Here is a 21,135-nt window from a genome sequence, read left to right as displayed (position 1 = left end):
ACGGCCCCCGTTGGCGGCCGGACCCCCGTCGCCGGCCACTCGGGGGCCAGTCTGCCGTCCTCGGCTTGACCGTCGGCGCCGTGTGGGTTGACTGTCCGTGCCAATCCGCGCCGAAGGTCAGTGGAGCGAGCCGACGGAGGCGCGGTAGGCCTGCGGGCCCAGGCCGTAGGCGGCGCGGAACGCCCGGCTGAAGTGCGCCCGGTCGGTGAGGCCCCAACGCTGCCCGATGAGATGGACCGGCCGGTGGCGCAGCAGCGGGTCGGCGAGGTCACGGCGGCACCGTTCCAGGCGTCGTCGGCGGATCGTCGCAGCGACGGTGTCGTCCTCGGTCTGGAAGAGCCGGTGCAGTGTTCGGAGGGAGATGTGGTGCGCGTCCGCGACGACCTGCGGGCTGAGCTGCGGATCGTCGAGGTGGCGTTCGAGGAAGTCACGCACCGTCGCGAGCAGCGCCCGCTGGCGTACGTCGGTGGGGAGTTCGTCCTCGGCGTCGAGGTGGCGGGCGAGCAGGGCGGAGACCAGGCTGAGGGTGACGTCGGCCAGGTACGGCGCGTCGGTGGTCCGGAACTGTTCGGGGTGGCGGGTGATGCGGTGCAGGTGCTGCGCCAGCAGCGCGCCGGGGCCCGCCGACCCGCACAGCCGCGCGGCGGTGAGCCGGTCCACCTTGTCGGCGGCGAGCGGCAGCAGTGCCCGGGGGATGACAGCGGTCACCGAGGCCGCCGGGGTGAGTCCGTCGGCTGCTCCGGCGTGCTCGAGGTCGTGCGGCCGGCCCCAGTCGACGAGCGTGAAGTCGCCGACCGGGACGGCGGTGTCCCGCCGGCTCGCGCTGATCGCGCAGCTGCCGCTCGTCGCCAGGGCGATCTGGTAGACCTCCGGGTCTGCCTGTCGGATCAGGCGCGGTGTCCGGTGGCCGATCAGGGACTGGTAGCGGAACCGGGTGAGCTCGATGCCACCGAGGTCGATCATCCGGGCGTGCCCGCGGAAGTCGGCGGCGTGTTCGCTGGTGAAGGCGACGGGCGCGGAGACGCGGTCGGCCATCTCCACCCAGAGCGCGAAGCGGTCGGCGGGTGCCACCACAGTGGTGTCCAACGTCTCGACCCGCAGTGCCGTCATCGACCGTCCCCCTTCGTCGCCGGGCCCGCGGTCATTCTCGACCCGCCGACCACGCTCACCGCCGTCCGGCCGGTGTCGCCGCCCGGTCAGGCGGTCGTCCGGGCCTGGATCAGGGTCTCGACGCCGTCCAGCAGCCGGTCCAGGCCGAAGACGAATTCGTCGTCCGGGCCGTCCTCCTGACTCATCACGCCGGCGCTGATCACCTTGTGCAGGGCCGGGAAGCGGGCCGGGTCGGCCACTCGGGCGACCAGCTGCCCGTACTCCGGCATGATCTCGTCCATCCGTCGGCCGGAGGCGGCACTCGCCTCCTGGATCTGCGCGGTGAGCTGCGCGTCGCTTCGCACGTAGCCGCTGAGCAGCAGCATCACCGACATCTTCTCGGCCTCGGTGAGCCCGGTGCCGGCGAGGCAGCGGAGCCCGTTCTCCAGCCAGCTGAGGCTGTACGGGGTCAGTGGTGGGCCGCTGATCGGGACCCGGACCACCCACGGGTGCCGTTGCAGGGCGGCGCGTTCGGCCCAGGCCCACCCGGCCAGCCCGACCCGCCAGTCCGGCCCGGTCCCGCCCGGGGCGGGTGGCTCGCCGAAGGTCGCGTCGACCATCAGGGTCAGCAGCTCGTCCTTGGCGCCCACGTACCGGTACAGGGCCATGGTCGCCGCGCCCAGCTCCTTGGCGACCCGGCTCATCGAGACGGCGGAGAGCCCTTCGGCGTCGGCGATGGCGACGGCGGCGGCCACGATCCCGGCCAGGGTCAGCCCGGGGCGGGGTCCCTTGGGCGCGCGTTCACGCAGCCCCCAGGCGGCCTCGATGACCGGCGGCAGCGCCGGGCCGGTCTCGTTCTGTGTCGGCTCCACGATTCCTCCTTGCCGGCCCATCCTAGTTCTGCGTATGGTCTACGCAATTAAGCGTATGGCATACGCAGAAGGAGTTCCCATGACCTCGACACGCCGCGCCGGACGTCGCGAGTGGATCGGCTTCAGCGTGCTGATGCTGCCCCTGCTGCTGGTCTCGATGGACGTCTCGGTGCTCTACTTCGCCGTTCCCTTCATCAGCGCGGAGCTGAGTCCGACCAGCACCGAACAGCTCTGGATCTTCGACATCTACGGCTTCGTCCTCGCCGGGCTGCTCATCACGATGGGTGCCCTGGGCGACCGCATCGGCCGACGCCGGCTGCTGCTCTGCGGCGCGGTGGCGTTCGGCGCGGCGTCGGTGCTCGCTGCGTACGCAGACAGCTCGGGCACGCTGATCGCGGCGCGGGCGCTGCTCGGCGTCGGCGGCGCCACCCTGATGCCGTCGACGCTGGCGCTGGTCCGCAACCTGTTCCACGACGAGAAGCAACGCGGGACCGCGATCGCGATCTGGACCGCCACGCTGACCGCCGGCATCGCCGTCGGCCCGGTCCTCAGCGGTGTCCTGCTCGAACACTTCTGGTGGGGATCGATCTTCCTGATCAACCTGCCGGCGATGGCTCTGCTGCTCCTGCTCGCGCCGGCCCTGGTGCCCGAGTTCCGGGACCCGGCCGCCGGCCGCTTCGACGTGCTCAGCTCGCTGCTCTCGCTGGGTGCCCTGCTCCCGGTCATCTACGGCGTCAAGGAGCTGGCCCGGGCCGGCTGGGCGACCGGCCCGGCATCGGCGATCGCCGCCGGGCTGCTCGTCGCGCTGCTCTTCGTCCACCGCCAGCGCCGCCTCACCCACCCGATGGTCGACCTGGCGCTGGTACGCCGCCGCGCGGTCGGCGGCGCGATCGGGGTCAACCTGGTCGCCATGTTCGCCATGGTCGGCTTCGCCATCTTCACCACCCAGCACCTCCAGTCGGTGCTCGGGCTCAGCCCGCTGCGCGCGGCACTGTGGAGCCTGGTTCCGTCGGTGGCGGTCGGCGGGATCGCCCCCCTCGCGGCCACGTTGGCCCGGCGGATCGACCGGGCCTGGCTGATCGGCGCCGGCTTCGTCATCGCGGCCGGCGGTTTCGTGGTGCTCACCCGGGTGCCGGCCGACGACGGGCTCATCATCCTGCTGCTCGGCGCCAGCATCTACGCGGCCGGGCTGGTGGTGGTGATGTCCCTCGTCACCGAGCTGGTGCTCGGCGCGGCGCCGCCCGAACGGGCCGGGGTGGCATCGGGGCTGACCGAGTCGAGCAGCGAGCTCGGCGGGGCGCTCGGCATGGCCGTGCTCGGCAGCGTCGGCGGCGCCGTCTACCGGCGCGAGACGCTCGACGGCCTGCCCACCGGCCTGCCCGCCGACGCGGTGGCGGCCGCCCGGGAGACCCTCGCCGGCGCGCTCTCGGTCGCCGGGAACCTGCCCGCCGAGACGGCCGCCGTGGTGCGGCACGCCGCGGTGGCCGCGTTCACCGACGGGCTGCACCTCGCCGCCGGCGTCGCCGGCGGGCTCATGCTGCTCGCCGCGCTGCTCGCCGTCGCCACGCTGCGCGGCGTCCACGTCACCGCCGACGTGGACCCCGCAGACGCGGCGGCGCCCGCCGACGCGGACCCCGCCGTGCCGGCCCCGGCGCCGCGCTGACCCCGGCCCGACCCGCCCCTGCGCGTCGCCCCCCGCACTCCGCAGCGGGGCAGCCGCCCGCCACACCGGACGGCGAGGCGCGGAATCGCGCAGCAGGCGGGTCGGGAGGTCAGCGGGTCAGTCGTTCAGGACCTGGGACAGCCGGTCGCGGAAGCGGCGCTCGGAGTCGCTCACCACGTCACCGCCGAGCCCCAGCACGCCGCCGGTGGACGCCGCGCCGACCACCTGCTCGGCGATCTCCACCAGCCAGTGCTTGTACGCCCCCGCCTCGCCCTCGTCGACCCGGGCGGCCAGCAGGGCCGCGGCCTCGCCGGCCCGGCCGAGCACGTCGTCGATCATCGCCTTCGGGTCGGCCGGGGAGATGGCCGGCAGCTCCTCGCCGGCCTCCGGATCGCCCACCCGCGTCACGATCTCGCCCGCCACGGCGGCGACCAGCCGGTTGGCCGACTCGCGGCCGGCGGCGATCGTCTCCATCCCGGCCGCGTTCTCGGCCATGGTGCGGCGCGTGCCGTCGGACTCGGCGGCGCTGGCCGCGGTCAGCACCGACTGCGGCAGCCCGACCAGCAGCCCCCACTCCCCGTCGGAGAACCCGAACCCGGTGTACGCCGGCTGTTCGATCACGGCAACGCCCCTTCCGCCTCTTTCGTTGGTGCACGTATCTCGGGCGGGCGCCGACGCGACGCCCGGCTCAGGCTAGTCCAGCGTGAGGAGCTCCTGTTCGGACACCACACGCACCGACAGCGTCTTGTACCCCACCTCGTCGAAGAGAACCGTCATCCGCTCCTCCTCGTAACCGAGCACGAGCCCCGATCCCCACTCGGGGTGACGGACCTGGCTGTGCACGGGGAACGGCCCGACCGCGCCGTCGTCAGCGGTGCTGGTGCCCGCGTGGCAGTTGTCGCAGTGCCCGCAGACCTCGGTCATCTGCTCACCGAAGTACGCCAGCAGCGCCTGCCCGCGGCAGCCGGTGGTCTCCGCGAAGGCCCGCATCATGTCGGTACGGGATCGGGTGAGCGCCTGCTGCCGCTCGGCCTCGGCCAGCGCCGCCGCGGCGGCGTCCACCGGGTTCGGGGCGTAGCGGGGCGCCCCGATCCGCCCCCTCGCCCGCGGCTCGGCGGCGCCGACCTGCTCCAACAGGGACAGGTACTGGCCGAGCTTGCGGGGGCCCAGCCCGGTCGGTTCGCGCAGCTCCTTGCGGCTACGGGGCTTCTCGCGCAGCAGCGCGCCCAGGTCGCGCAACTCGGTGCGGTCGGGCAGGCCGCCGCTGAAGAACCGGCGCAGGCCGACGTCCTCGGCCCGCCAGAGCAGCAGCACCCGAGCGGGCGCCCCGTCCCGGCCGGCGCGCCCGATCTCCTGGAAGTAGCTGTCCGGCGAGTCGGGCAGCGACATGTGCACCACCCAGGCGATGTTCGGCTTGTCGATGCCCATGCCGAACGCGGACGTGGCCACCATGATCGGAACCTGGTCGGCCAGGAACGCCTCGTGCAGCTCACCGCGCGCCCCGGCCGGCATCCCGCCGTGGTAGTACCGCGCCGGGAAGCCGGTGTCGGTGAGCCGAGCGGCGAGCTCCTCGGCGGCGCGACGGGTCGGCACGTAGATGATCCCCGGCCTCCCGTCGGAGTCCAGCAGCGCGATCAGCCGCCGCCACCGGTAGTCCTCCGTCGGGCAGTGCGCGACCTCCAGGAAGAGGTTCGGCCGGTCCAGCCCGGAGACCACGATCTCCGGGTCGCGCAGCCGCAGCCGGGCGACGATGTCGTCGCGGACCGGCGGCGAGGCGGTGGCCGTCAGCGCCACGACCGGGGGCCGGCCGATCCCCTCGATCAGGTGGCCGAGCGCCAGGTAGTCGGGGCGGAAGTCGTGCCCCCACGCCGAGATGCAGTGCGCCTCGTCGATCGCCACCAGCGCCGGCCGCAGCGAGCGGACCTCGGCCATCCGGTCCGGATCGCTGAGCTGCTCCGGCGTGATGAAGAGGAACTCCGCCCGCCCCGCCCGCAGCTCCTCGATCGCGGCGGCCCGCTGGGCGGGGCTCTCGTGCGAGCTGACCCGTACCGCGCGCAGCTCGGGCCGCTGCCGCTCGTTGAGCGCGGCGATCTGGTCCTGCTGAAGCGCGAGCAGCGGCGAGACCACCACCGTCGGTCCGGGAATCAGGCTGGCCGGGATCTGGTAGATCGCCGACTTGCCGGCGCCGGTGGGGAGCACCACCAGGGCGTCCCGTCGCTTCATCACCGCCCGCATGGCGGCCAGTTGGTTGGGTCGCAGCGCGGTCCAGCCGAAGAGGCTGCGCGCCGCGCGGCGCAACGTCGTCGAGTGCCGGGTGAGTTTCATCGAGGGCCGGAGGTACCCGAGCCGATCAGCGGCGAAACCGCCTCCGCCGGCCGAGGCCCGCCGGCCCGTCAACGGGCGGGGTTCAGCGGAGCCGGGGCAGGATCTCCCGCTGGTAGAGGTCGAAGAGCCCCTGGGTGTGCGGGCCGGTGTTGGCCACGTACACCTCGTCGAAGCCGGCCTTGGCGTACTTGTCGATCATCTCCAGGTGCGCTTCGGCGCTGTCGCCGCAGACGAACGACTCCTTCATCATCTCCGGCTTGACGAGCTGCGCGGCCTGCTCGAAGTGGCGCGGTGAGGGGAGCACCTGGGACAGCTCGCCCGGTACGCCGGAGTTCGGCCAGCGCTCGTACGCGATCTGCATCCCGTCCTCCTCGCTGTCGGCGTACGCCGCCTTGAAGCCGCCCTGGCACGGCTTGTCGCCGCCCCCGCCCTCGCGGAACCTTCGCACGAGGTCGGGGTCGGGCATGGTGCTGAGGTAGCCGTCGCCGATCCGGGCGGCCAGGTCCACCGCCTTCGGGCCGAAGCCGGAGACGTAGACCGGCGGCGGGGTCTCCGGCCGGGTGTAGATCCGGGCGTGCTCGACCGTGTAGTGCTTGCCGTGGTGGTTGACGAAGTCGCCCCGCCACAGCTCGCGCAGCACCTCGATCGCCTCCTCCAGCATCTCCAGCCGCACGTCGGCCTGGGGCCAGGCGTCGCCGAGGATGTGCTCGTTGAGCGCCTCTCCGCTGCCGACGCCGAGCACGAACCGGCCGGAGTGCAGCACGGCGCTGGTCGCGGCGGCCTGGGCGAGCACCGCCGGATGGATCCGTACGGTCGGGCAGGTGACCGCGGTCGTCACCGGTAGCCGGCACACCTGGCTGAGCGCGCCGATCACCGACCAGACGAAGGGGCTCTGCCCCTGGGCGTCCACCCACGGGTGGTAGTGGTCGGAGATCCAGAGGGCCTCGAAGCCGGCCCGCTCGGCGCCGCGTGCCTGTTCGAGCAGCTCGGCCGGGCCGTACTCCTCCGTGGAGAGAAAGTATCCGATCCTCATGTGTCTCCCTCGTGCCGTCACCGGTCAAGGAGGGGGCGGTACCCCGGTGCCGGGGCGGGCAACCGTCGCCGGCCGCCGCGCTGGTGCCTGGGCGTGCTCGCTAGCGGCGGCGGAACATCGCCCGGATCGCCGCGAGCAGCAGCAGGCCGCCCACCACCACCCCGAGCAGTCGTACGCCGGGCACGTCGGCCGGGCTGGTCGCCTCGGCCAGCAGCGTGGAATCCATGCCTCGCACTCTGCCCACCGGCCCGGGCCCAGGCAACTGTAAGGTTTATTGACTATTTGTTTGCACGGTGTGACCATGGCAGCACCGCCCGGCCCGGGGCGGGCCGCCAGGCGCAGAGAACGTGGGGGTACGGGGGCCACATGAGCGAGCACAGCGAGCGAGTCATCGAGTTCAGTGCGGTTGAGTCTCGCGTCGAGGCCGACCGTAGGGAGGCGTCGGCGTGAGCGAGCGCAGCGAGCGAGTCATCGAGTTCAGTGCGGTTGAGTCTCGCGTCGAGGCCGACCGTGGGGAGGCGTCGGCGTGAGCGAGCCCACGGGCCACCTGGCCGCCCTCGCGGCCACTGTCCTGCAACCCGGCTTCGTCGGCGCCACCGCGCCGCCCTGGATCCGCCGGTGGCTGGGCGAGGGGCTCGGGTCGGTGGTGCTCTTCGCCCGCAACGTGGTCGACCACGCGCAGGTCGCCGAGCTCACCGCGGCGCTGCGCGCCGAGCGTCCCGACGTGATCGTGGCGATCGACGAGGAGGCCGGCGACGTCACCCGGATCGAGTCGGGACGGGGCAGCTCACGTCCGGGCAACTTCGCGCTCGGCGCGGTCGACGACCCGGAGCTGACCGAGGAGGTCGCCCGCGATCTGGGAGCGGACCTCGCCCGCCTCGGCGTCACCCTCGACTACGCGCCGGACGCCGACGTGAACTCCAACCCGGCCAACCCGGTGATCGGCGTACGGTCCTTCGGCGCGGACCCGGAGCTCGTGGCCCGGCACACCGCCGCCTGGATCCGCGGGCTGCAGTCCGGCGGGGTCGCCGCCTGCGCCAAGCACTTCCCCGGCCACGGCGACACCCAGATCGACTCGCACCACGACCTGCCGCTGATCGGCGGCGGGCGGGCCCGGCTGGACGCCGTCGAGCTGGCCCCGTTCCGCGCCGCGGTGGATGCCGGGGCGCAGGCGGTGATGACCGGCCACCTGCTCGTTCCGGCGCTCGACCCGGAGCTGCCGGCCACACTGAGCTCACGCATCCTCGGCGGGCTGCTCCGCGACGAGCTGGGATTCTCCGGAGTGGTGATCACCGACGCCGTCGAGATGCGGGCGGTCGCCGACCGGTACGGCTTCGCCGGCGCCGCGGTGCGGGCGCTCGCGGCGGGCGCGGACGCGATCTGTGTCGGGGGAGAGCGGGCCGGCGAAGAGGACGCCCGGGAGCTGCGGGACGCCATCGTGGCCGCCGTGATCTCCGGCGAGCTTCCGGAGGAGCGGCTCGCCGAGGCGGCCAAGCGGGTCGGCCAGCTCGCCGAGTGGACCGCCGCCGCCCGGGCGGCGCGCACCGGGGCGGACGGCCTGCCCGCCGACGCCTCGCCGGTCGGCCTGGCCGCCGCGCGGCGCGCGCTGCGGGTCACGCCGTCGAACAGTGTGGACGCCCTGCCGCTGGCCCGGGCGGCGTACGTGGTCGAGTTCGAGCCGCCCCGCAACATCGCGATCGGAGCGGAGACCCCGTGGGGCATCGGCGCCCCGCTCAGCCGGCTGCTTCCCGGCACCACCACCCACCGGTACGCCGAACCGGACGTACCGGCCGACCCGGTCGCCGGGGCCGGCGACCGGCCGGTGGTCCTGGTCGTGCGCGACCTGCACCGGCACGACTGGATGCGGGCCGGGGTGCGGCGCGCGCTGGCCGCCCGTCCGGACGCGGTCGTGATCGAGCTCGGCGTGCCCGAGCTGGTCGTCGGCGCGGTCCACGTCGCCACGCACGGGGCGACCCGGGCTGCCGGGCTGGCCGCCGCGGAGCTGCTGACCGGCGCGCGCTGAGCCGTCCGCGGCGACCTCCGTCGGGGCGGACGAGCCCCGCCCCGACGGATCACGGCGCCTCGGTCACCAGGCCGGCGTACTCGGGGTGGCGGTTGATGAAGGCGGCCACGAACGGGCACTCGGGCACCACCCGGCCGCCCCGGGCGCGCACATGGTCCAGCGCCCGGCGGACCAGCTCCGACCCGACGCCCTTCTCCTGGTACCGGGGATCCACCTCGGTACGCGTGAAGACCACCAGCTCGCCCTGGGGCTGGGCGTACTCGGCGAAGCCGGCCAGCGCGTCGTCGACCAGGATCTCGAACCGGCGCTTGGCCGGATTGTCCTTGACCAGGCTGCTCACCCGGCCATTGTCCTCCCGGCGGCGGCCAGCCGGTCGAGTTCGCCGAGCAGGCGGTCCACCTCGTCGGCCGTGTTGTAGTGGTAGATGCTGGCCCGGACGGCGCCGCCGCTGTCGCGCAGACCCATCGTGGTGAAGTACTCGTAGGCGTAGTAGTCGCCGGCCGAGAGGCAGAGGCCCAGCTCGCCCAGCGCGGCCTGCGCCTGCGCCGGGGACATCCCGGCGACCCGGAAGGAGACCGTCGGCCAGCGCCGCGCCGGCGCGCCGTAGACGGTGATGCCGTCCAGCCCGGCGAGCCCGGTGAGCAGCCGGTCCAGCAGCGCCTCCTCGTGCGCCTGGGCGGCGGTCAGCCCCGCCCGGAGCCGGGCCCGCCGGTCACCGGTGGCCGCCGGATCCAGCCCGGCCAGGTGGTCGACGGCGGCGGCGACCCCGGCGAGCAGCGGGAAGCTGGGGGTGCCGTACTCGAAGCGCTCGGGCACCGCGTCCGAGGAGGGGATCAGTTTCGCGGGCCGCAGCGTGGACCACCACTGCGGGTCGCCCACCATCGCCGCGAGGTGCGGCCCGGACCACTTGTACGCGCTGGTGACCAGCACGTCCGCGCCGAGCGTGGCCAGGTCGGTCGGCGCGTGCGGCACGGCGTGCACCCCGTCCACGCAGACCAGCGCGCCGGCCGCGTGCGCGATCTTGGCGATCGCCGGCACGTCCGGCGCGGTGCCGATCGCGTTGCTGCCGGCGGTCACCGCGACCAGCCGAGTGCGCTCGTTCACCAGGTCGGCGTACTGGTCGACGGGCAGGTCGCCGGTCTCCCGGTCGAACTCCGCCCACCGTACGGTCGCACCGGCCGCCTCGGCGGCCTGCACCCAGGGGCGCACGTTCGCGTCGTGGTCGAGCCGGCAGAGCACCACCTCGTCGCCGGGGCGCCAGCCGGCGCCGAGGGTACGGGCCAGGGTGTAGAGCAGCGCCGTCGAGCTCGGCCCGAACACCACCCCGGCCGGGTCGCCGCCGACCAGGTCGGCCACCGCCGAGCGGGCAGCGGCCACCAGCTCCAGCGCGCGCTGCCCGGGGCGGAACGCGCTGCTGCGGTTGCTGACCGCGCTGCGCATCGCCCCGGCGACCGCGTCGATCACCGGCGTGGCGGTCTGGGAGCCCCCGGCACCGTCGAAGTGGATGAAGCCCTCGGCCAGGGCGGGATAGGCGGCACGAACCCGGGTGACGTCGAACGGCATGTCGCCGACCCTAACGCGCGTCGCCGCCGGGCAGCCTGGCGGGCGTCTCGTACCCTCGGCGAGGTGACGAACCGACCTGGTAACACCTCGCTGACCCTCGCCCGTCGTGCCGCCGCCTCGCTGGCCGGCCTGGCGCTCGGCGTCGCCCTGCTGGCCGGTTGCAGCTCAGAGGGGACCGACACCGACTGCAGCATCGCCGGCTCCTGCACGATCACCTTCCAGCGCGGCGTCGAGGCGAGCGCCAACATCCTCGGCGTGGAGGCCAAGCTGGTCGGCGCCGAGGGCGAGCAGGTGACCGTCGAGGTCGCCGGTGAGCAGGTCACGCTGCTCACCGGCCAGCAGGCGACCGAGGTGGCCGGATTGTCGGTCACGCTGGACAGCGTCACCGACCAGGAGGTCAAGATCCGCGTCTCGCAGGGCGGCGGTAGCTGATCCGGCACCGGGCGGCGGCGGCCGGGGGTTTGGGGATCTTCCCCGGTGGTGATTGTGGCATCCATGCCTCTCACCCACACCGCCGAAGCCACCGCCGCCCGCACGGCGAACAGCCGGTGGCTGGAACTACTCACCCGGGTCGGCTTCGTCGGCTACGGGATCGTGCACCTGCTCTTCGCCTGGCTGGCGCTGCAGATCGCGTTCGGTAGGTCCGCCGACGACGGCGACCAGTCCGGTGCGCTGCGCACCCTCGCCGCCCAGCCGCTCGGCAAGGTGCTGGTCGTCGCGACCGGCGTCGGTCTGCTCGCGATGGCGATCTGGCAGGCGCTGGAGGCGGCCACCGGCCACCGGGCCGAACGTGGCCGGGAGCGCACCTGGGAACGGGTCGCCTCGCTCGGGCGCACCCTGGTCTACCTCTACTTCGCCTGGACCGCGTTCAAGGTCTTCTCCGACGCCGGGTCCAACAGCGCCGACCAGCAGGAGGCGCTCACCGGCCGGGCCATGGAGTCCCCGGGTGGCCGCTGGCTGGTCGGCCTCGCCGGGCTGGTGCTCGCCGCGATCGGCGTCGGCCTGGTCGTCTACGGGTTGGCCAAGCGCTTCGAGAAGCACCTCAAGGTCGCCGCGATGAGCGGGCGCACCCGGATGCTCGCCCGCCGGCTCGGCGTCGCCGGATACACGGCCAAGGGAGTCGCGTACGGCATCGCCGGGCTGCTGGTGATCGTGGCCGCGGTGCGGTACGACCCGGAGAAGGCCCGTGGCCTGGACGCCGCCCTGCACACCCTGCGCGAGCAGTCGTACGGCTCCCTGCTGCTGACCCTGGTCGCGCTCGGCATCGCGGCCTTCGGGATCTACTGCTTCCTCCAGTCCCGCTACCGCCGCGTCTGACCCGGCCACAGCGTGCCGGAACCCCGGTCGGGCTCCGGATAGGCGAACGTGACCGGATCAGAGGAGTGAGTCCGTGCAGAACTATCTCGAGATGATCGTCGCTGTGCTCGCCGCAGCGGCGATCGCCCTCTTCGTGGCCGCGGTGGTGCACCGGGTGAACCGTCGGCTCGGCCGCCGGTCGCGGCTGATGACCGAGCTCACCGATCATGCCCACCGCCCGTTCCAGGTGGCCGCGACCGTCCTGGCGATCCAGTTCGCGGTCCGGTTCAGCACCGGCTACGCGGTCGGCACGCCCTGGCGGCGGACCCTGCTGCACTTCCTGGTGCTCGCGGTCATCGCCAGCGTCGCGTGGCTGGTGGCCGCGCTGCTGGTGGTGGTGGAGGACACCGCGCTGGCGCGGTTCCGGGTCGACGTGCCGGACAACCGGCACGCCCGCCGGGTACGGACCCAGGTGGTGATGCTGCGCCGGCTGACCATCGCGGTGATCGTGATCCTGACCCTCGGCGTGATGCTGATGACCTTCCCCAGCGTGCGGGGGCTGGGCGCCGGCGTGCTGACCAGCGCCGGGGTGGCCGGTGTGGTGGCGGCGCTGGCCGCGCAGAGCCTGCTCGGCAACGTCTTCGCCGGGCTCCAGCTCGCCTTCAGCGACGCGGTACGCCTCGACGACGTGGTGGTCGTCGAGGGGGAGTGGGGCCGCATCGAGGAGCTGACCCTCAGCTACGTGGTCGTGCAGATCTGGGACGATCGTCGGCTCATCCTGCCGACGTCGTACTTCACCAGCACGCCGTTCCAGAACTGGACCCGGACCGAGGCGGCGGTGCTCGGCACGGCCGAGTTCGATGTGGACTGGGCGGTTCCGGTGCAGGCGATGCGGGAGGAGCTGCGCCGGCTGGTGGAGAGCACCGAGCTGTGGGACGGGCGGGTCTGCGTACTGCAGGTGACCGACGCGACGGGCGGCACCGTGCGGATCCGTGCGCTGGTCAGCGCCGCGGACGCGGGAAGTCTCTGGGACCTGCGCTGCCTGGTCCGCGAGCACCTGGTCGGCTGGGTGCGCGACCAGCGTCCGACGGCGATGCCCCGGCTCCGTACCGAGCTCGGCGACGCCCGCAGTGACCTGCCCTGGCAGTGGGTACAGCCGCGCCGCCCCGCGCGCCGGCCGACCGACGGTGAGGTGCCCGACGACGCGCGGCTCTTCGGCGGCAGCGACGACGGCGACGCCCGCAGCGAGGCCTTCGTCGGCCCGGACGAGCCGGTCGAGGCGCGTCGCTGACCGGTCGGACGCGTCGGTCACGTTTCCTCCCGGCCGGTGTGAGCGTTCTCCGTGTCGGAGAGGTCGGCGACGCGAGGGCCGGCCCCGTCCGGGAGGTTTGACCCGGCTGCTACCGGGGACCTGCTGCCGGACGTCTCTTTGCGTCAGGGCGACCCGCACAGGATTGGCGAACGGTGACTCCGGGCATACAGCGCGGTGATGACGAAAGGAGGACAGCATGGCTGACCTGGCGGACGCCCGCACATCCCGCAACGGGAGCGAGCCCTCCACCGCCGAGCTGGTGCAGCGGGCCACCGAGCAGCTTTCCCGTCTCGTGCGGGACGAGCTGGCACTGGCCCGGGTGGAGTTGACCAAGAAGGGCAAGCACGCCGGCATCGGCATCGGCCTCTTCGGCGGGGGCGGAGCGCTGGCGTTCTACGGCCTCGGCGTGCTCGTGATCACCGCGGTGCTGCTGCTGGACCTGGTGCTACCGGCGTGGGCCGCCGCACTGATCATCGGGGTCGGACTCTTCCTGCTCGCCGGAATCCTCGCGATCGTGGGCAAGCAGCAGGTCAGCCGGGCCGTCCCGCCGGTGCCGGCGGTGACCGTCCGCAGCGTACGGGCGGATATGGACGTCCTCGCCGCGGCGGTGAAGGACAGGAGACGCTCATGATGGGCAACGGTCACGGGCCGCTCGACACCGAGGCGCTGCGGGAGGAGATCCGGCGGACCCGGGTCGAGCTGGGCGAGACGATGGAGGCGCTCGCCGCGAAGGCCGACGTCAAGGCCCGGCTGAAGGAGTCCGCCGGTCAGGCGCGGCAGCGGATGCGGGCGCAGGCCGCGTCGACCATGCACCGGATGCGCGGGCAGGCGACGCAGCGGGTCGGTGAGGCCCGCACGCAGGCGTACCGCAGGGGCGATTTGGCCCGGCGCAACCCGGCTCCGCTGGCCGTGGTCGCGGTCGGCGCGGTCGCCGCCGTGGTCGTGCTGCTGATCGTTCAAGGGAGGCGCAGGTGAGCAAGGCCATCGGCAGGGTCGCCTACAAACCGGTCGGAGTGCTGCTCGGGATCGCCGCCGGCACGGTCGCCGGTGCGGTCTTCCGGCAGATCTGGAAGCTCACGGCCGGCGACGGGGAGGCGCCCGACGCCACCGACGAGGACCGGCGCTGGGGCGAGATCCTCGCGGCCGCCGCCTTGCAGGGCGCCATCTTCGCGGTCGTCCGGGCGGCGGTGGACCGGGGCGGCGCGGTGGGCGTACGACGCCTCACCGGGCGTTGGCCCGAATGATCCACATCTTCGTGTTCGGCCCCCTTCCACATCGACACGGAAGGGGGCCTTTCGCATGGCGGTAAGGGCCCACCCAGCGGATCTTCGACAACCGTCAGGTCACATGTCGGAGAATTTCGTCGTCTAGACTGTGCAGAGTTTTTGCGTACGTGGTTTGCTGTCCCCGCTGTTGCGAGATGGCGTGGGTTGAGAGAAGTCTCCTTCACCGGGGGCCGCCTCAGGCGCCGCTGCTCGAAAACGGCCAATCGGCCGCACGGCGTGCTCGGCCACCGGTTTTAGAAGGAGATACACATGGCGCAGGGAACCGTGAAGTGGTTCAACGCTGACAAGGGCTTCGGCTTCATCACCGTCGACGGCGGGGGTGCTGACGTGTTCGTCCACTTCTCGGCCATCCAGAGCAGCGGTTACCGCACTCTGGAGGAGAACCAGCGGGTGGAGTTCGAGATCGCCCAGGGTCAGAAGGGCCCGCAGGCTGAGCAGGTCCGCCCCCTCTGACGGCGTTGACCGGCGACTGACCGGTCAGCGGTCCGATCCGCTCGCGGATCAACAGTGAGACCCCGCGTCCCGCCCGGGACGTGGGGTCTTCCGTTTCCACACTGCACCCGCCGGGGCCGGCCGGGTGGGTGAGCGCGGCGGTCGGGTCAGGAGCGTCGGCGGCGGTTACGCAGGCCGACCCAGATCCCCGCGAGGCCGGCCAGCGCCACCACCGGGCCGACCACCACCCAGATCCGCTCGCCCGTCATCACGCTGCCCTCCACGTAGCCCAGTCCCTGGACCGTCCAGACAGCACCGATCACTACCGCCAAGAGGCCGAGGGTGAGCAGGAACCAGCCCCTCATCGGGCACCCCCTTTCCGGTGTCGCGGCCCCACCGGCCGCTGGTGGGCCTCGCCGGCGATCCGCCGGCGGCCGGGTCCAGCATCCCCGGCCGGAGCGGCCGGGGCGAGGACCCGGCGGGGGCGGGTCACCACCGGTCGTGGACCTGCGGGCGGATCAACTCGTCGTAGACGTCCCGGACACCGCCCAGCTGCTCGGCCGAGAGTGGCGGCAGCGCGGCCGCCTCGACGTTGCGCCGGGCCTGCTCGGTGTTGCGGGCACCGGGAATGACCACGGTGACCCCGGGCTGGTCCAGCACCCAGCGCAGCGCGAACTGGGCCATGCTGCTTCCCTGGCCGACCAGCGGTGCGAGCCGGCGCACCGCCGAAAGCCCCAGCTCGAAGTCGACGCCGGAGAACGTCTCGCCGACGTCGAAGGCCTCGCCGTGCCGGTTGAAGTTGCGGTGGTCGTCCGGGCTGAAGGTGGTGTGCTCGTCGTACCGGCCGGAGAGCAGGCCGCTGGCGAGCGGAACGCGGGCGATGATGCCGACTCCGGCGGCGGCTGCGGCGGGCAGCACCCGTTCGAGGGGCTTGTGGCGCAGCGCGTTGAGGATGATCTGGACGCTCGCCACGCCGGGTCGGGCGATCGCGGTGAGTGCCTGGTCGCAGGTCTCCACGCTCACCCCGTACGCGCCGATGGCACCCTCGGCGACCAGCGTGTCCAGGGCGTCGAAGACCGCGTCGTCGGCGAAGACGGCGGTGGGCGGGCAGTGCAGCTGGACGAGGTCCAGAGTGTCCATGCCGAGGTTGGCGCGGGAGCGGTCGGTCCACTCGCGGAAGTGCGCCATCGTGTAGGCCTCCGGCCGCTGCTCGACCCGGCGGCCCATCTTCGTGGCCACGGTCAGCCCGGCGTCGGGACGGGAACGCAGGAAGCGGCCGATGAGCTGCTCGCTGCGGCCGTCGCCGTAGACGTCCGCGGTGTCCAGGAAGGTGACACCGTTGTCGACCGCGGCGGCCAGGATCGCCGTCGCGTCGTCCTCGGTGACGGTGCCCCAGTCGGCGCCGAGCTGCCAGGCTCCGAGGCCGACGACGCCGACGGTCCGTCCGAGTCGGGAAAAGGTGCGCTGCTCCATGTCGTCGAGCCTAGTGAGCGGCTTGCCGGGGCGAGCACCGGCCCGTACGGTTAACAAGACGGACGTACGGTTTGGGAGGCGTCATGTGGGATCCGACGACGTATCTACGTTACGGCGACGAGCGGTCCCGGCCGTTCCACGACCTGATCGCCCGCATCTCGGCGCGAGCGCCCCGTGCGGTGGTCGACCTCGGCTGCGGCCCCGGCCAGCTCACCGCCGTCCTGGCCGAGCGCTGGCCCGGAAGCCGGGTGGTCGGGCTGGACTCGTCGCCGGAGATGATCGAGCGGGCGGCGGAGCTGGGCGTCCCCGTCGAGTTCGGTGTCGGCGACGTACGCGACTGGCGGCCCACTGCCGAGGTCGACGTGGTGGTCACCAACGCGCTGCTCCAGTGGGTGCCCGGGCACCAGGAACTGCTCCGGCGGTGGGCGCGGCAGCTGCCGTCCGGCGCCTGGCTGGCGGCACAGGTGCCGGGGAACTTCGACGCCCCGTCGCACCGGGCGCTGCGTGCGGTGGCCGCCGCCGCGCCCTGGCGGGGTGAGCTGCTGCCGCTGCTGCGGGAGGCCCCAGTCGACGACCCCGCCGACTACGCTGCGCTGCTGGCCGACGCGGGCTGCGCGGTGGACGCCTGGGAAACTACCTACGTGCACCTGCTCCCGGCCCGCGCCGACGCCGCGCATCCGGTGCTCTCCTGGATGGAGGGCACGGCGCTGCGCCCGGTCCGCGCGGCTCTCGCCCCGGACCGGTGGGCCGACTTCCGCGCCGAGCTGGAGGTACGCCTCGCGGAGGCGTACCCGGTCCGCCAAGGTCAGGTGTACTTCCCGTTCCGCCGCGTCTTCGTCGTCGCCCGTACCGGCGGCCGTGCCGAGGAGAACCTGTGACCGACCTTTCCACCTTCATCGCCGGGCTGCCCAAGGTGGAGCTGCACGTGCACCACGTGGGCTCCGCCTCACCCCGGATCGTCGCCGAGCTCGCCGCCCGGCACGAGGGGCGCAGCCCGGTGCCGGCCGACCCGGCGAAACTGGTCGACTACTTCGCGTTCCGCGACTTCGCCCACTTCATCGAGGTCTACCTCAGCGTCGTGGACCTGATCCGTGACCCGGAGGACGTCTGGATCCTCACCCACGAGGTGGCCCGGGAGTTGGCCCGCCAGCAGGTCCGGTACGCCGAGCTGACCATCACGCCCTACTCGCACGTGCGGCGGGGCATCCCCGCCCCGGCTTTCTGCGAGGCGATCGAGGACGCCCGCAAGCGGGCCGCGGCCGACTTCGGCATCGAGCTGCGCTGGTGCTTCGACATTCCGGGCGAGGCCGGCCTGGCGGCGGCCGAGGAGACGCTGCGCATCGCGCTGGAGGAGCGCCCGGACGGGCTGATCAGCTTCGGGCTGGGCGGGCCGGAGATCGGCGTCCCCCGGCCGCAGTTCAAGCCGTACTTCGACCAGGCCCGCGCGGCCGGGCTGCGCTCGGTGCCGCACGCCGGGGAGACCACCGGCCCGCAGACGATCTGGGACGCGCTGCGTGATCTCGGCGCGGAGCGGATCGGGCACGGCATCGCCGCCGCGCAGGACCCGGAACTCATGGAGTACCTGGCCGAGCACCGCATCGCCCTGGAGGTCTGCCCCACCTCCAACGTGCGTACCCGTGCGGTGGCCAACCTCGACGAGCACCCGCTGCCGCGACTCGTCGAGGCGGGGCTGCTGGTCACGATCAACTCCGACGATCCGCCGATGTTCGGCACCACCCTCGACGACGAGTACGCCGTGGCGGCCCGGCTGCTGGGCGTCGGGGCGGACGGGGTCGCGGGGCTGGCCCGGGACGCGGTGGCCGCCTCGTTCCTGGAACCGGCCGAGAAGCAGCGGATCGTCGGCGAGATCGACGCGTACCTGGCGGTCGCCGGGCGCTGACTCCGGCTCGCGGTGGCGGTTCGTACGAAGGGCGCGCGGCGGGAGCAGGTGTGGGGGGACCGTATCTCCCGCCGCGCGCACGGCTCCACCGGAGGAGTGGGTGCGCGGCTGCGCCCCCCGGTGGAGCTGATGGGTTCGTACGAAGATCCTGTCAGGCGCCGGCGGGGCCGGGGCCACCGTTAAGTCGGATCTAAGGAAGACTTGCGCAACCGCACAGCCGGCCCCGCCCCGGGCCGCCGCGCACGGTGGCGAGCGGAGCCGACCGCCTCCCGGTCGGAGATGCCATCGGGCGGGCGAACGGGCCCGGGGGTGGATGTCTTGGCCGGCTCCTTTGGAGCTGAGCCGTCGACGTCATCGCGCCGCTCTGCTGGTCTGTCGGGCTGTCGCTTCGCCGGGCCGTCGTTGGCCCGCCACGCCTACGGCCGACCGGCACGGCGAGCCGCCGGTGTGGTGGTGGGCGGGTAGGAGCGGTCGGCAGGGCCGGCGGTTAGCGGGCGCCGGCTCGTGCTGAATCGTCCGCGTCATCAGCTCCAAAGCGTCGGCGTGGGACCGTGCCCTCGCCGCCATCTGTTCTGCACCCCGATGAGCGCCAGCTACTGTCAGTGACTAATGCGCTCGCTCTTCGTCGGATTGGCCTCGATGATTACGCGAGGAGAGCGCGGCCACGCCAGGCAAAAGGCGGTGTGCGGCTCAGCGATCCGTCGGTCGACGGCGGGGCCAGCGGCGGCGCTCGGCGCTCTTCTGATCGCGGGAATCGCGCGCCATCCGCCCGACCAGACCGAACCGGTTGACCTGCCGGGGCGTCGCCTCGGGATCGGCGAGCAGCATCACCACGCTCGCCCCGCCCAGCTGCGCCCGGTCGATGCTCACCGAGCCGTTCGCCTGCATCGCCACCCGCTTGGCGATGTCCAGCCCGAGCCCGGTGGAGCCCCGGTCGCTGGCGCCCCGACGCAACGCCCGGTCCGGGTCGGCGATGCCCGGCCCGGCGTCGTCGATGCGGATCGCCACGTACCCGTCCCGGCGGGAGACGGCCACCTCGAACGCGGTGCCCTGCGGGGTGTAGCGGAACACGTTCCCGATCACCGCGTCCAGCGCGGCGGCCAGCTCCGCCCGTGGCACCGGCGCCGGAATGCGCAGCTGAGCCCCGCTCACCCGGTGCGGCCGGTTCTGGTCGCCGGCGAGCGCCGACCAGAACACCATCCGGTCCCGGACCACCTCGCTGACGTCGCACATCGCCGGCCCGGCGTCGTGGGTGACCGCCTTGCGGGTGGTCTTGATCAGTACGTCGATCTCGCCCTCGAGCGTGACGATCGCCTGCCGGATCCGCCGGATCCCGCGCAGGTGGTCCAGCTCGGCCTGGCTGAACGTGCCGACGCTCGTGTCGTCCGACTCCAGCGCCTCCGCGTCGAGCCGAAGCACGGTCAGCGGCGTACGCAGCCGGTGCGACAGATCGGCGACGAGCTCCCGCTCGTCGGTGCGGGCCGCGTCGAGCCGCTCGGCCATCTGGTTGAACGCGTGCCCGGCTTCGGCCAGCTCGCGTGGCCCGGTCGGCTCCACCCGGGCCGCCAGGTCACCGTCGCCGATGGCGAGCGCCCCGTCGATGAGCCCCCGGGTGGCGAACACGGTACGCGTGGCGACCCGGTCGACCACCACGACCGCCGAGCCGACCAGGGCCGCGGCGACCGCGCCGAGCAGGAGCCACCGGAGGCCGGAGCCCCGGTTCAGGGCTGCGTCGGGCACGAACACCTCGACCACCGCGACCCGGTCGCCCAGCACCACCGGGTCGAGCCGGGCGGCGCCGCCGCTCACCTCCACGACGACCGAGCGCTTCTCCGCACGAGCCCGGTCGAGGTCGGCGGCGGTGGCCCGGCCGGTGCCGGAGCCGGCGTCGAGGCCGTGCACCACGGGACGAGTGGTCACATCGCCACCGCTGGCCGCGACCGCACGCTCGACCGCCGCGGGCTCCGTGCTGACCGCCAGCGCCCCCGTGACCAGCGCGCTGCGGCGGGCCGCGTCGGCGATCGCCTCCGCACGGACCCGGTCGCCGAGGCTCACCGCGAGGGGCAGCAGGAACGCGAGCGCCACCAGCGCGCAGACGCCGCCGGTCAGCAGCGTCAGCGAGGCCCTCAGTCCGGCGCCACCAACCGGAAGCCGACCCCCCGCACGGTGCGCAGGTAACGCGGCTTCGCTGCGGACTCGCCCATTTTGCGGCGTAGCCAGTACAGGTGAACGTCGATGGTCTGATCCTCGCCGACCGACGGCTGCCGCCATACCTCCTCCAAGAGCTCCCGCCGGGACACTACCCGGCCAGGACGTGCGGCGAGATACGCCAGCAGGTCGAATTCCTTGCGGGTCAGAGACAGCGCCTCCCCGTCGAGGTGGGCGCTACGCTCGCCGACGTCCATCCGCAGCCCACCCACCACGTGCACGGCCGGTTGGACGGTGCGGCTGGCCCGGCCGACCCGGCGTAGCACCGTGGTGATCCGGGCGTCGAGGTGCGCGCCGGTGAAGGGCTTGACCATGTAGTCGTCGGCGCCGGCGCGCAGCAGCCGCACCACGGACTGCTCGTCGTCCCGGGCGGTGGCGATGATGATCGGCACGTCGGTTATCCCGCGCAGCATGCGCAGCGCGTCCGAGCCGTCCAGGTCGGGCAGGCCGAGGTCGAGGACCACCAGGTCGGGAGTCTCCGCGGCGACCCGGCGCAGTGCGTCCAGCGCCGTGCCGACGGCATGCACCGCGTGCCCCCGATCGGCGAGGGAGCGGAGCATCGCACCGCGTACGACGTGATCGTCTTCGACCAGGAGGACGGTGGCCACGCACAGACGGTACTTGACGTGGCAAGTTGATCGCGTTGCGCCGCACCTGCGA

General features: G+C 73.2%; 23 protein-coding genes. 11 read left to right on the top strand and 12 right to left on the bottom strand.

Annotated features, from left to right (window positions below; genetic code table 11):
• Positions 1 to 117 precede the first annotated feature (117 nt).
• Together D7044_RS03855 and D7044_RS03850 are read right to left on the bottom strand one after the other, a co-directional pair.
• Positions 118 to 1,110 (bottom strand): AraC-like ligand-binding domain-containing protein, encoded by a 993-nt coding sequence (locus D7044_RS03855; protein ID WP_120688001.1) that lies wholly within the window; start codon positions 1,108 to 1,110, stop codon positions 118 to 120.
• A gap of 86 nt (positions 1,111 to 1,196) precedes the next feature.
• Positions 1,197 to 1,961: a TetR/AcrR family transcriptional regulator gene (locus tag D7044_RS03850; protein ID WP_233564867.1), complete on the bottom strand. Its 765-nt coding sequence runs from the start codon at positions 1,959 to 1,961 to the stop codon at positions 1,197 to 1,199.
• Between the two features lie 79 nt (positions 1,962 to 2,040).
• Here D7044_RS03850 and D7044_RS03845 point away from each other — a divergent pair, with 79 nt between their 5' ends.
• Positions 2,041 to 3,624 (top strand): MFS transporter, encoded by a 1,584-nt coding sequence (locus D7044_RS03845; protein WP_199716459.1) that lies wholly within the window; start codon positions 2,041 to 2,043, stop codon positions 3,622 to 3,624.
• 117 nt (positions 3,625 to 3,741) lie between these two features.
• Here the strand turns inward: D7044_RS03845 and D7044_RS03840 are convergent, their stop codons facing one another.
• From D7044_RS03840 to D7044_RS33220, 4 genes are all read right to left on the bottom strand, one after another.
• Positions 3,742 to 4,245 (bottom strand): hypothetical protein, encoded by a 504-nt coding sequence (locus D7044_RS03840; protein WP_120687999.1) that lies wholly within the window; start codon positions 4,243 to 4,245, stop codon positions 3,742 to 3,744.
• A gap of 72 nt (positions 4,246 to 4,317) precedes the next feature.
• Positions 4,318 to 5,949, bottom strand: coding sequence for a RecQ family ATP-dependent DNA helicase (locus D7044_RS03835; RefSeq protein WP_120688216.1), 1,632 nt, complete (start codon positions 5,947 to 5,949; stop codon positions 4,318 to 4,320).
• A gap of 82 nt (positions 5,950 to 6,031) precedes the next feature.
• Positions 6,032 to 6,982, bottom strand: coding sequence for a TIGR03557 family F420-dependent LLM class oxidoreductase (locus D7044_RS03830; protein ID WP_120687998.1), 951 nt, complete (start codon positions 6,980 to 6,982; stop codon positions 6,032 to 6,034).
• Between the two features lie 100 nt (positions 6,983 to 7,082).
• Positions 7,083 to 7,208 (bottom strand): hypothetical protein, encoded by a 126-nt coding sequence (locus D7044_RS33220; protein WP_255510787.1) that lies wholly within the window; start codon positions 7,206 to 7,208, stop codon positions 7,083 to 7,085.
• Positions 7,209 to 7,508: 300 nt separating this feature from the next.
• Between D7044_RS33220 and D7044_RS03825 the strand changes: the two genes are divergently transcribed.
• Positions 7,509 to 9,005 carry a glycoside hydrolase family 3 protein gene (locus tag D7044_RS03825; protein ID WP_120681351.1) on the top strand — a complete coding sequence of 499 codons (1,497 nt, stop codon included), beginning with the start codon at positions 7,509 to 7,511 and terminating at the stop codon, positions 9,003 to 9,005.
• 49 nt (positions 9,006 to 9,054) lie between these two features.
• Here the strand turns inward: D7044_RS03825 and D7044_RS03820 are convergent, their stop codons facing one another.
• Both D7044_RS03820 and D7044_RS03815 read right to left on the bottom strand, forming a co-directional pair.
• Positions 9,055 to 9,345 (bottom strand): GNAT family N-acetyltransferase, encoded by a 291-nt coding sequence (locus tag D7044_RS03820; RefSeq protein WP_120681353.1) that lies wholly within the window; start codon positions 9,343 to 9,345, stop codon positions 9,055 to 9,057.
• Positions 9,342 to 10,568, bottom strand: a complete 1,227-nt coding sequence (locus tag D7044_RS03815; RefSeq protein WP_120687997.1) for a cysteine desulfurase-like protein — start codon at positions 10,566 to 10,568, stop codon at positions 9,342 to 9,344. The genes D7044_RS03820 and D7044_RS03815 overlap by 4 nt, the downstream gene beginning before the upstream one ends.
• Before the next feature lie 63 nt (positions 10,569 to 10,631).
• Here D7044_RS03815 and D7044_RS03810 point away from each other — a divergent pair, with 63 nt between their 5' ends.
• The 7 genes from D7044_RS03810 to D7044_RS03780 all read left to right on the top strand — a co-directional run bounded on the left by D7044_RS03810 (position 10,632) and on the right by D7044_RS03780 (position 14,915).
• Entirely contained in the window at positions 10,632 to 11,000 is a 369-nt protein-coding gene (locus tag D7044_RS03810; protein ID WP_120681357.1) for a hypothetical protein, read from the top strand.
• A 63-nt stretch (positions 11,001 to 11,063) separates the two neighbouring features.
• The gene (locus D7044_RS03805; protein ID WP_120681359.1) at positions 11,064 to 11,885 is read left to right on the top strand and encodes a DUF1206 domain-containing protein; all 822 of its coding nucleotides are present in this window, start codon (positions 11,064 to 11,066) and stop codon (positions 11,883 to 11,885) included.
• Between the two features lie 73 nt (positions 11,886 to 11,958).
• Positions 11,959 to 13,155, top strand: coding sequence for a mechanosensitive ion channel family protein (locus D7044_RS03800; protein ID WP_120681361.1), 1,197 nt, complete (start codon positions 11,959 to 11,961; stop codon positions 13,153 to 13,155).
• Between the two features lie 217 nt (positions 13,156 to 13,372).
• Complete coding sequence (locus tag D7044_RS03795; RefSeq protein ID WP_120687996.1) at positions 13,373 to 13,807, top strand: phage holin family protein; 435 nt, start codon at positions 13,373 to 13,375, stop codon at positions 13,805 to 13,807.
• Positions 13,804 to 14,151: a DUF3618 domain-containing protein gene (locus tag D7044_RS03790; protein ID WP_120681367.1), complete on the top strand. Its 348-nt coding sequence runs from the start codon at positions 13,804 to 13,806 to the stop codon at positions 14,149 to 14,151. The genes D7044_RS03795 and D7044_RS03790 overlap by 4 nt, the downstream gene beginning before the upstream one ends.
• Positions 14,148 to 14,420: a DUF4235 domain-containing protein gene (locus D7044_RS03785; protein ID WP_120687995.1), complete on the top strand. Its 273-nt coding sequence runs from the start codon at positions 14,148 to 14,150 to the stop codon at positions 14,418 to 14,420. Before D7044_RS03790 ends, D7044_RS03785 begins: the two co-directional genes overlap by 4 nt.
• Before the next feature lie 291 nt (positions 14,421 to 14,711).
• Positions 14,712 to 14,915, top strand: coding sequence for a cold-shock protein (locus D7044_RS03780; RefSeq protein ID WP_013732668.1), 204 nt, complete (start codon positions 14,712 to 14,714; stop codon positions 14,913 to 14,915).
• Between the two features lie 146 nt (positions 14,916 to 15,061).
• Here the strand turns inward: D7044_RS03780 and D7044_RS03775 are convergent, their stop codons facing one another.
• Both D7044_RS03775 and D7044_RS03770 read right to left on the bottom strand, forming a co-directional pair.
• A complete protein-coding gene (locus D7044_RS03775; RefSeq protein ID WP_120681369.1) occupies positions 15,062 to 15,259 on the bottom strand; it encodes a hypothetical protein in 198 nt (65 codons plus the stop codon).
• Positions 15,260 to 15,383: 124 nt separating this feature from the next.
• A complete protein-coding gene (locus tag D7044_RS03770; protein ID WP_120681370.1) occupies positions 15,384 to 16,367 on the bottom strand; it encodes an aldo/keto reductase in 984 nt (327 codons plus the stop codon).
• A gap of 83 nt (positions 16,368 to 16,450) precedes the next feature.
• On the opposite strand from D7044_RS03770, the gene D7044_RS03765 reads away from it, so the two are divergent.
• Both D7044_RS03765 and D7044_RS03760 read left to right on the top strand, forming a co-directional pair.
• Positions 16,451 to 17,245: a trans-aconitate 2-methyltransferase gene (locus tag D7044_RS03765; RefSeq protein WP_120687994.1), complete on the top strand. Its 795-nt coding sequence runs from the start codon at positions 16,451 to 16,453 to the stop codon at positions 17,243 to 17,245.
• Positions 17,242 to 18,267 carry an adenosine deaminase gene (locus tag D7044_RS03760; RefSeq protein ID WP_120681375.1) on the top strand — a complete coding sequence of 342 codons (1,026 nt, stop codon included), beginning with the start codon at positions 17,242 to 17,244 and terminating at the stop codon, positions 18,265 to 18,267. Before D7044_RS03765 ends, D7044_RS03760 begins: the two co-directional genes overlap by 4 nt.
• A gap of 690 nt (positions 18,268 to 18,957) precedes the next feature.
• Here D7044_RS03760 and D7044_RS03755 read toward each other — a convergent pair.
• Both D7044_RS03755 and D7044_RS03750 read right to left on the bottom strand, forming a co-directional pair.
• Positions 18,958 to 20,376 carry a HAMP domain-containing sensor histidine kinase gene (locus D7044_RS03755; RefSeq protein WP_120681625.1) on the bottom strand — a complete coding sequence of 473 codons (1,419 nt, stop codon included), beginning with the start codon at positions 20,374 to 20,376 and terminating at the stop codon, positions 18,958 to 18,960.
• 17 nt (positions 20,377 to 20,393) lie between these two features.
• On the bottom strand, positions 20,394 to 21,083 hold the full coding sequence (locus tag D7044_RS03750; RefSeq protein ID WP_120687993.1) for a response regulator transcription factor: 690 nt from the start codon (positions 21,081 to 21,083) through the stop codon (positions 20,394 to 20,396).
• Positions 21,084 to 21,135 lie beyond the last annotated feature (52 nt).

It is taken from the genome of Micromonospora musae (assembly GCF_003626635.1).
GTDB lineage: Bacteria > Actinomycetota > Actinomycetes > Mycobacteriales > Micromonosporaceae > Micromonospora > Micromonospora musae.
The sequence above is the reverse complement of the archived record's forward strand: the minus strand, read 5'-3'. Positions and strand labels throughout refer to the sequence as shown.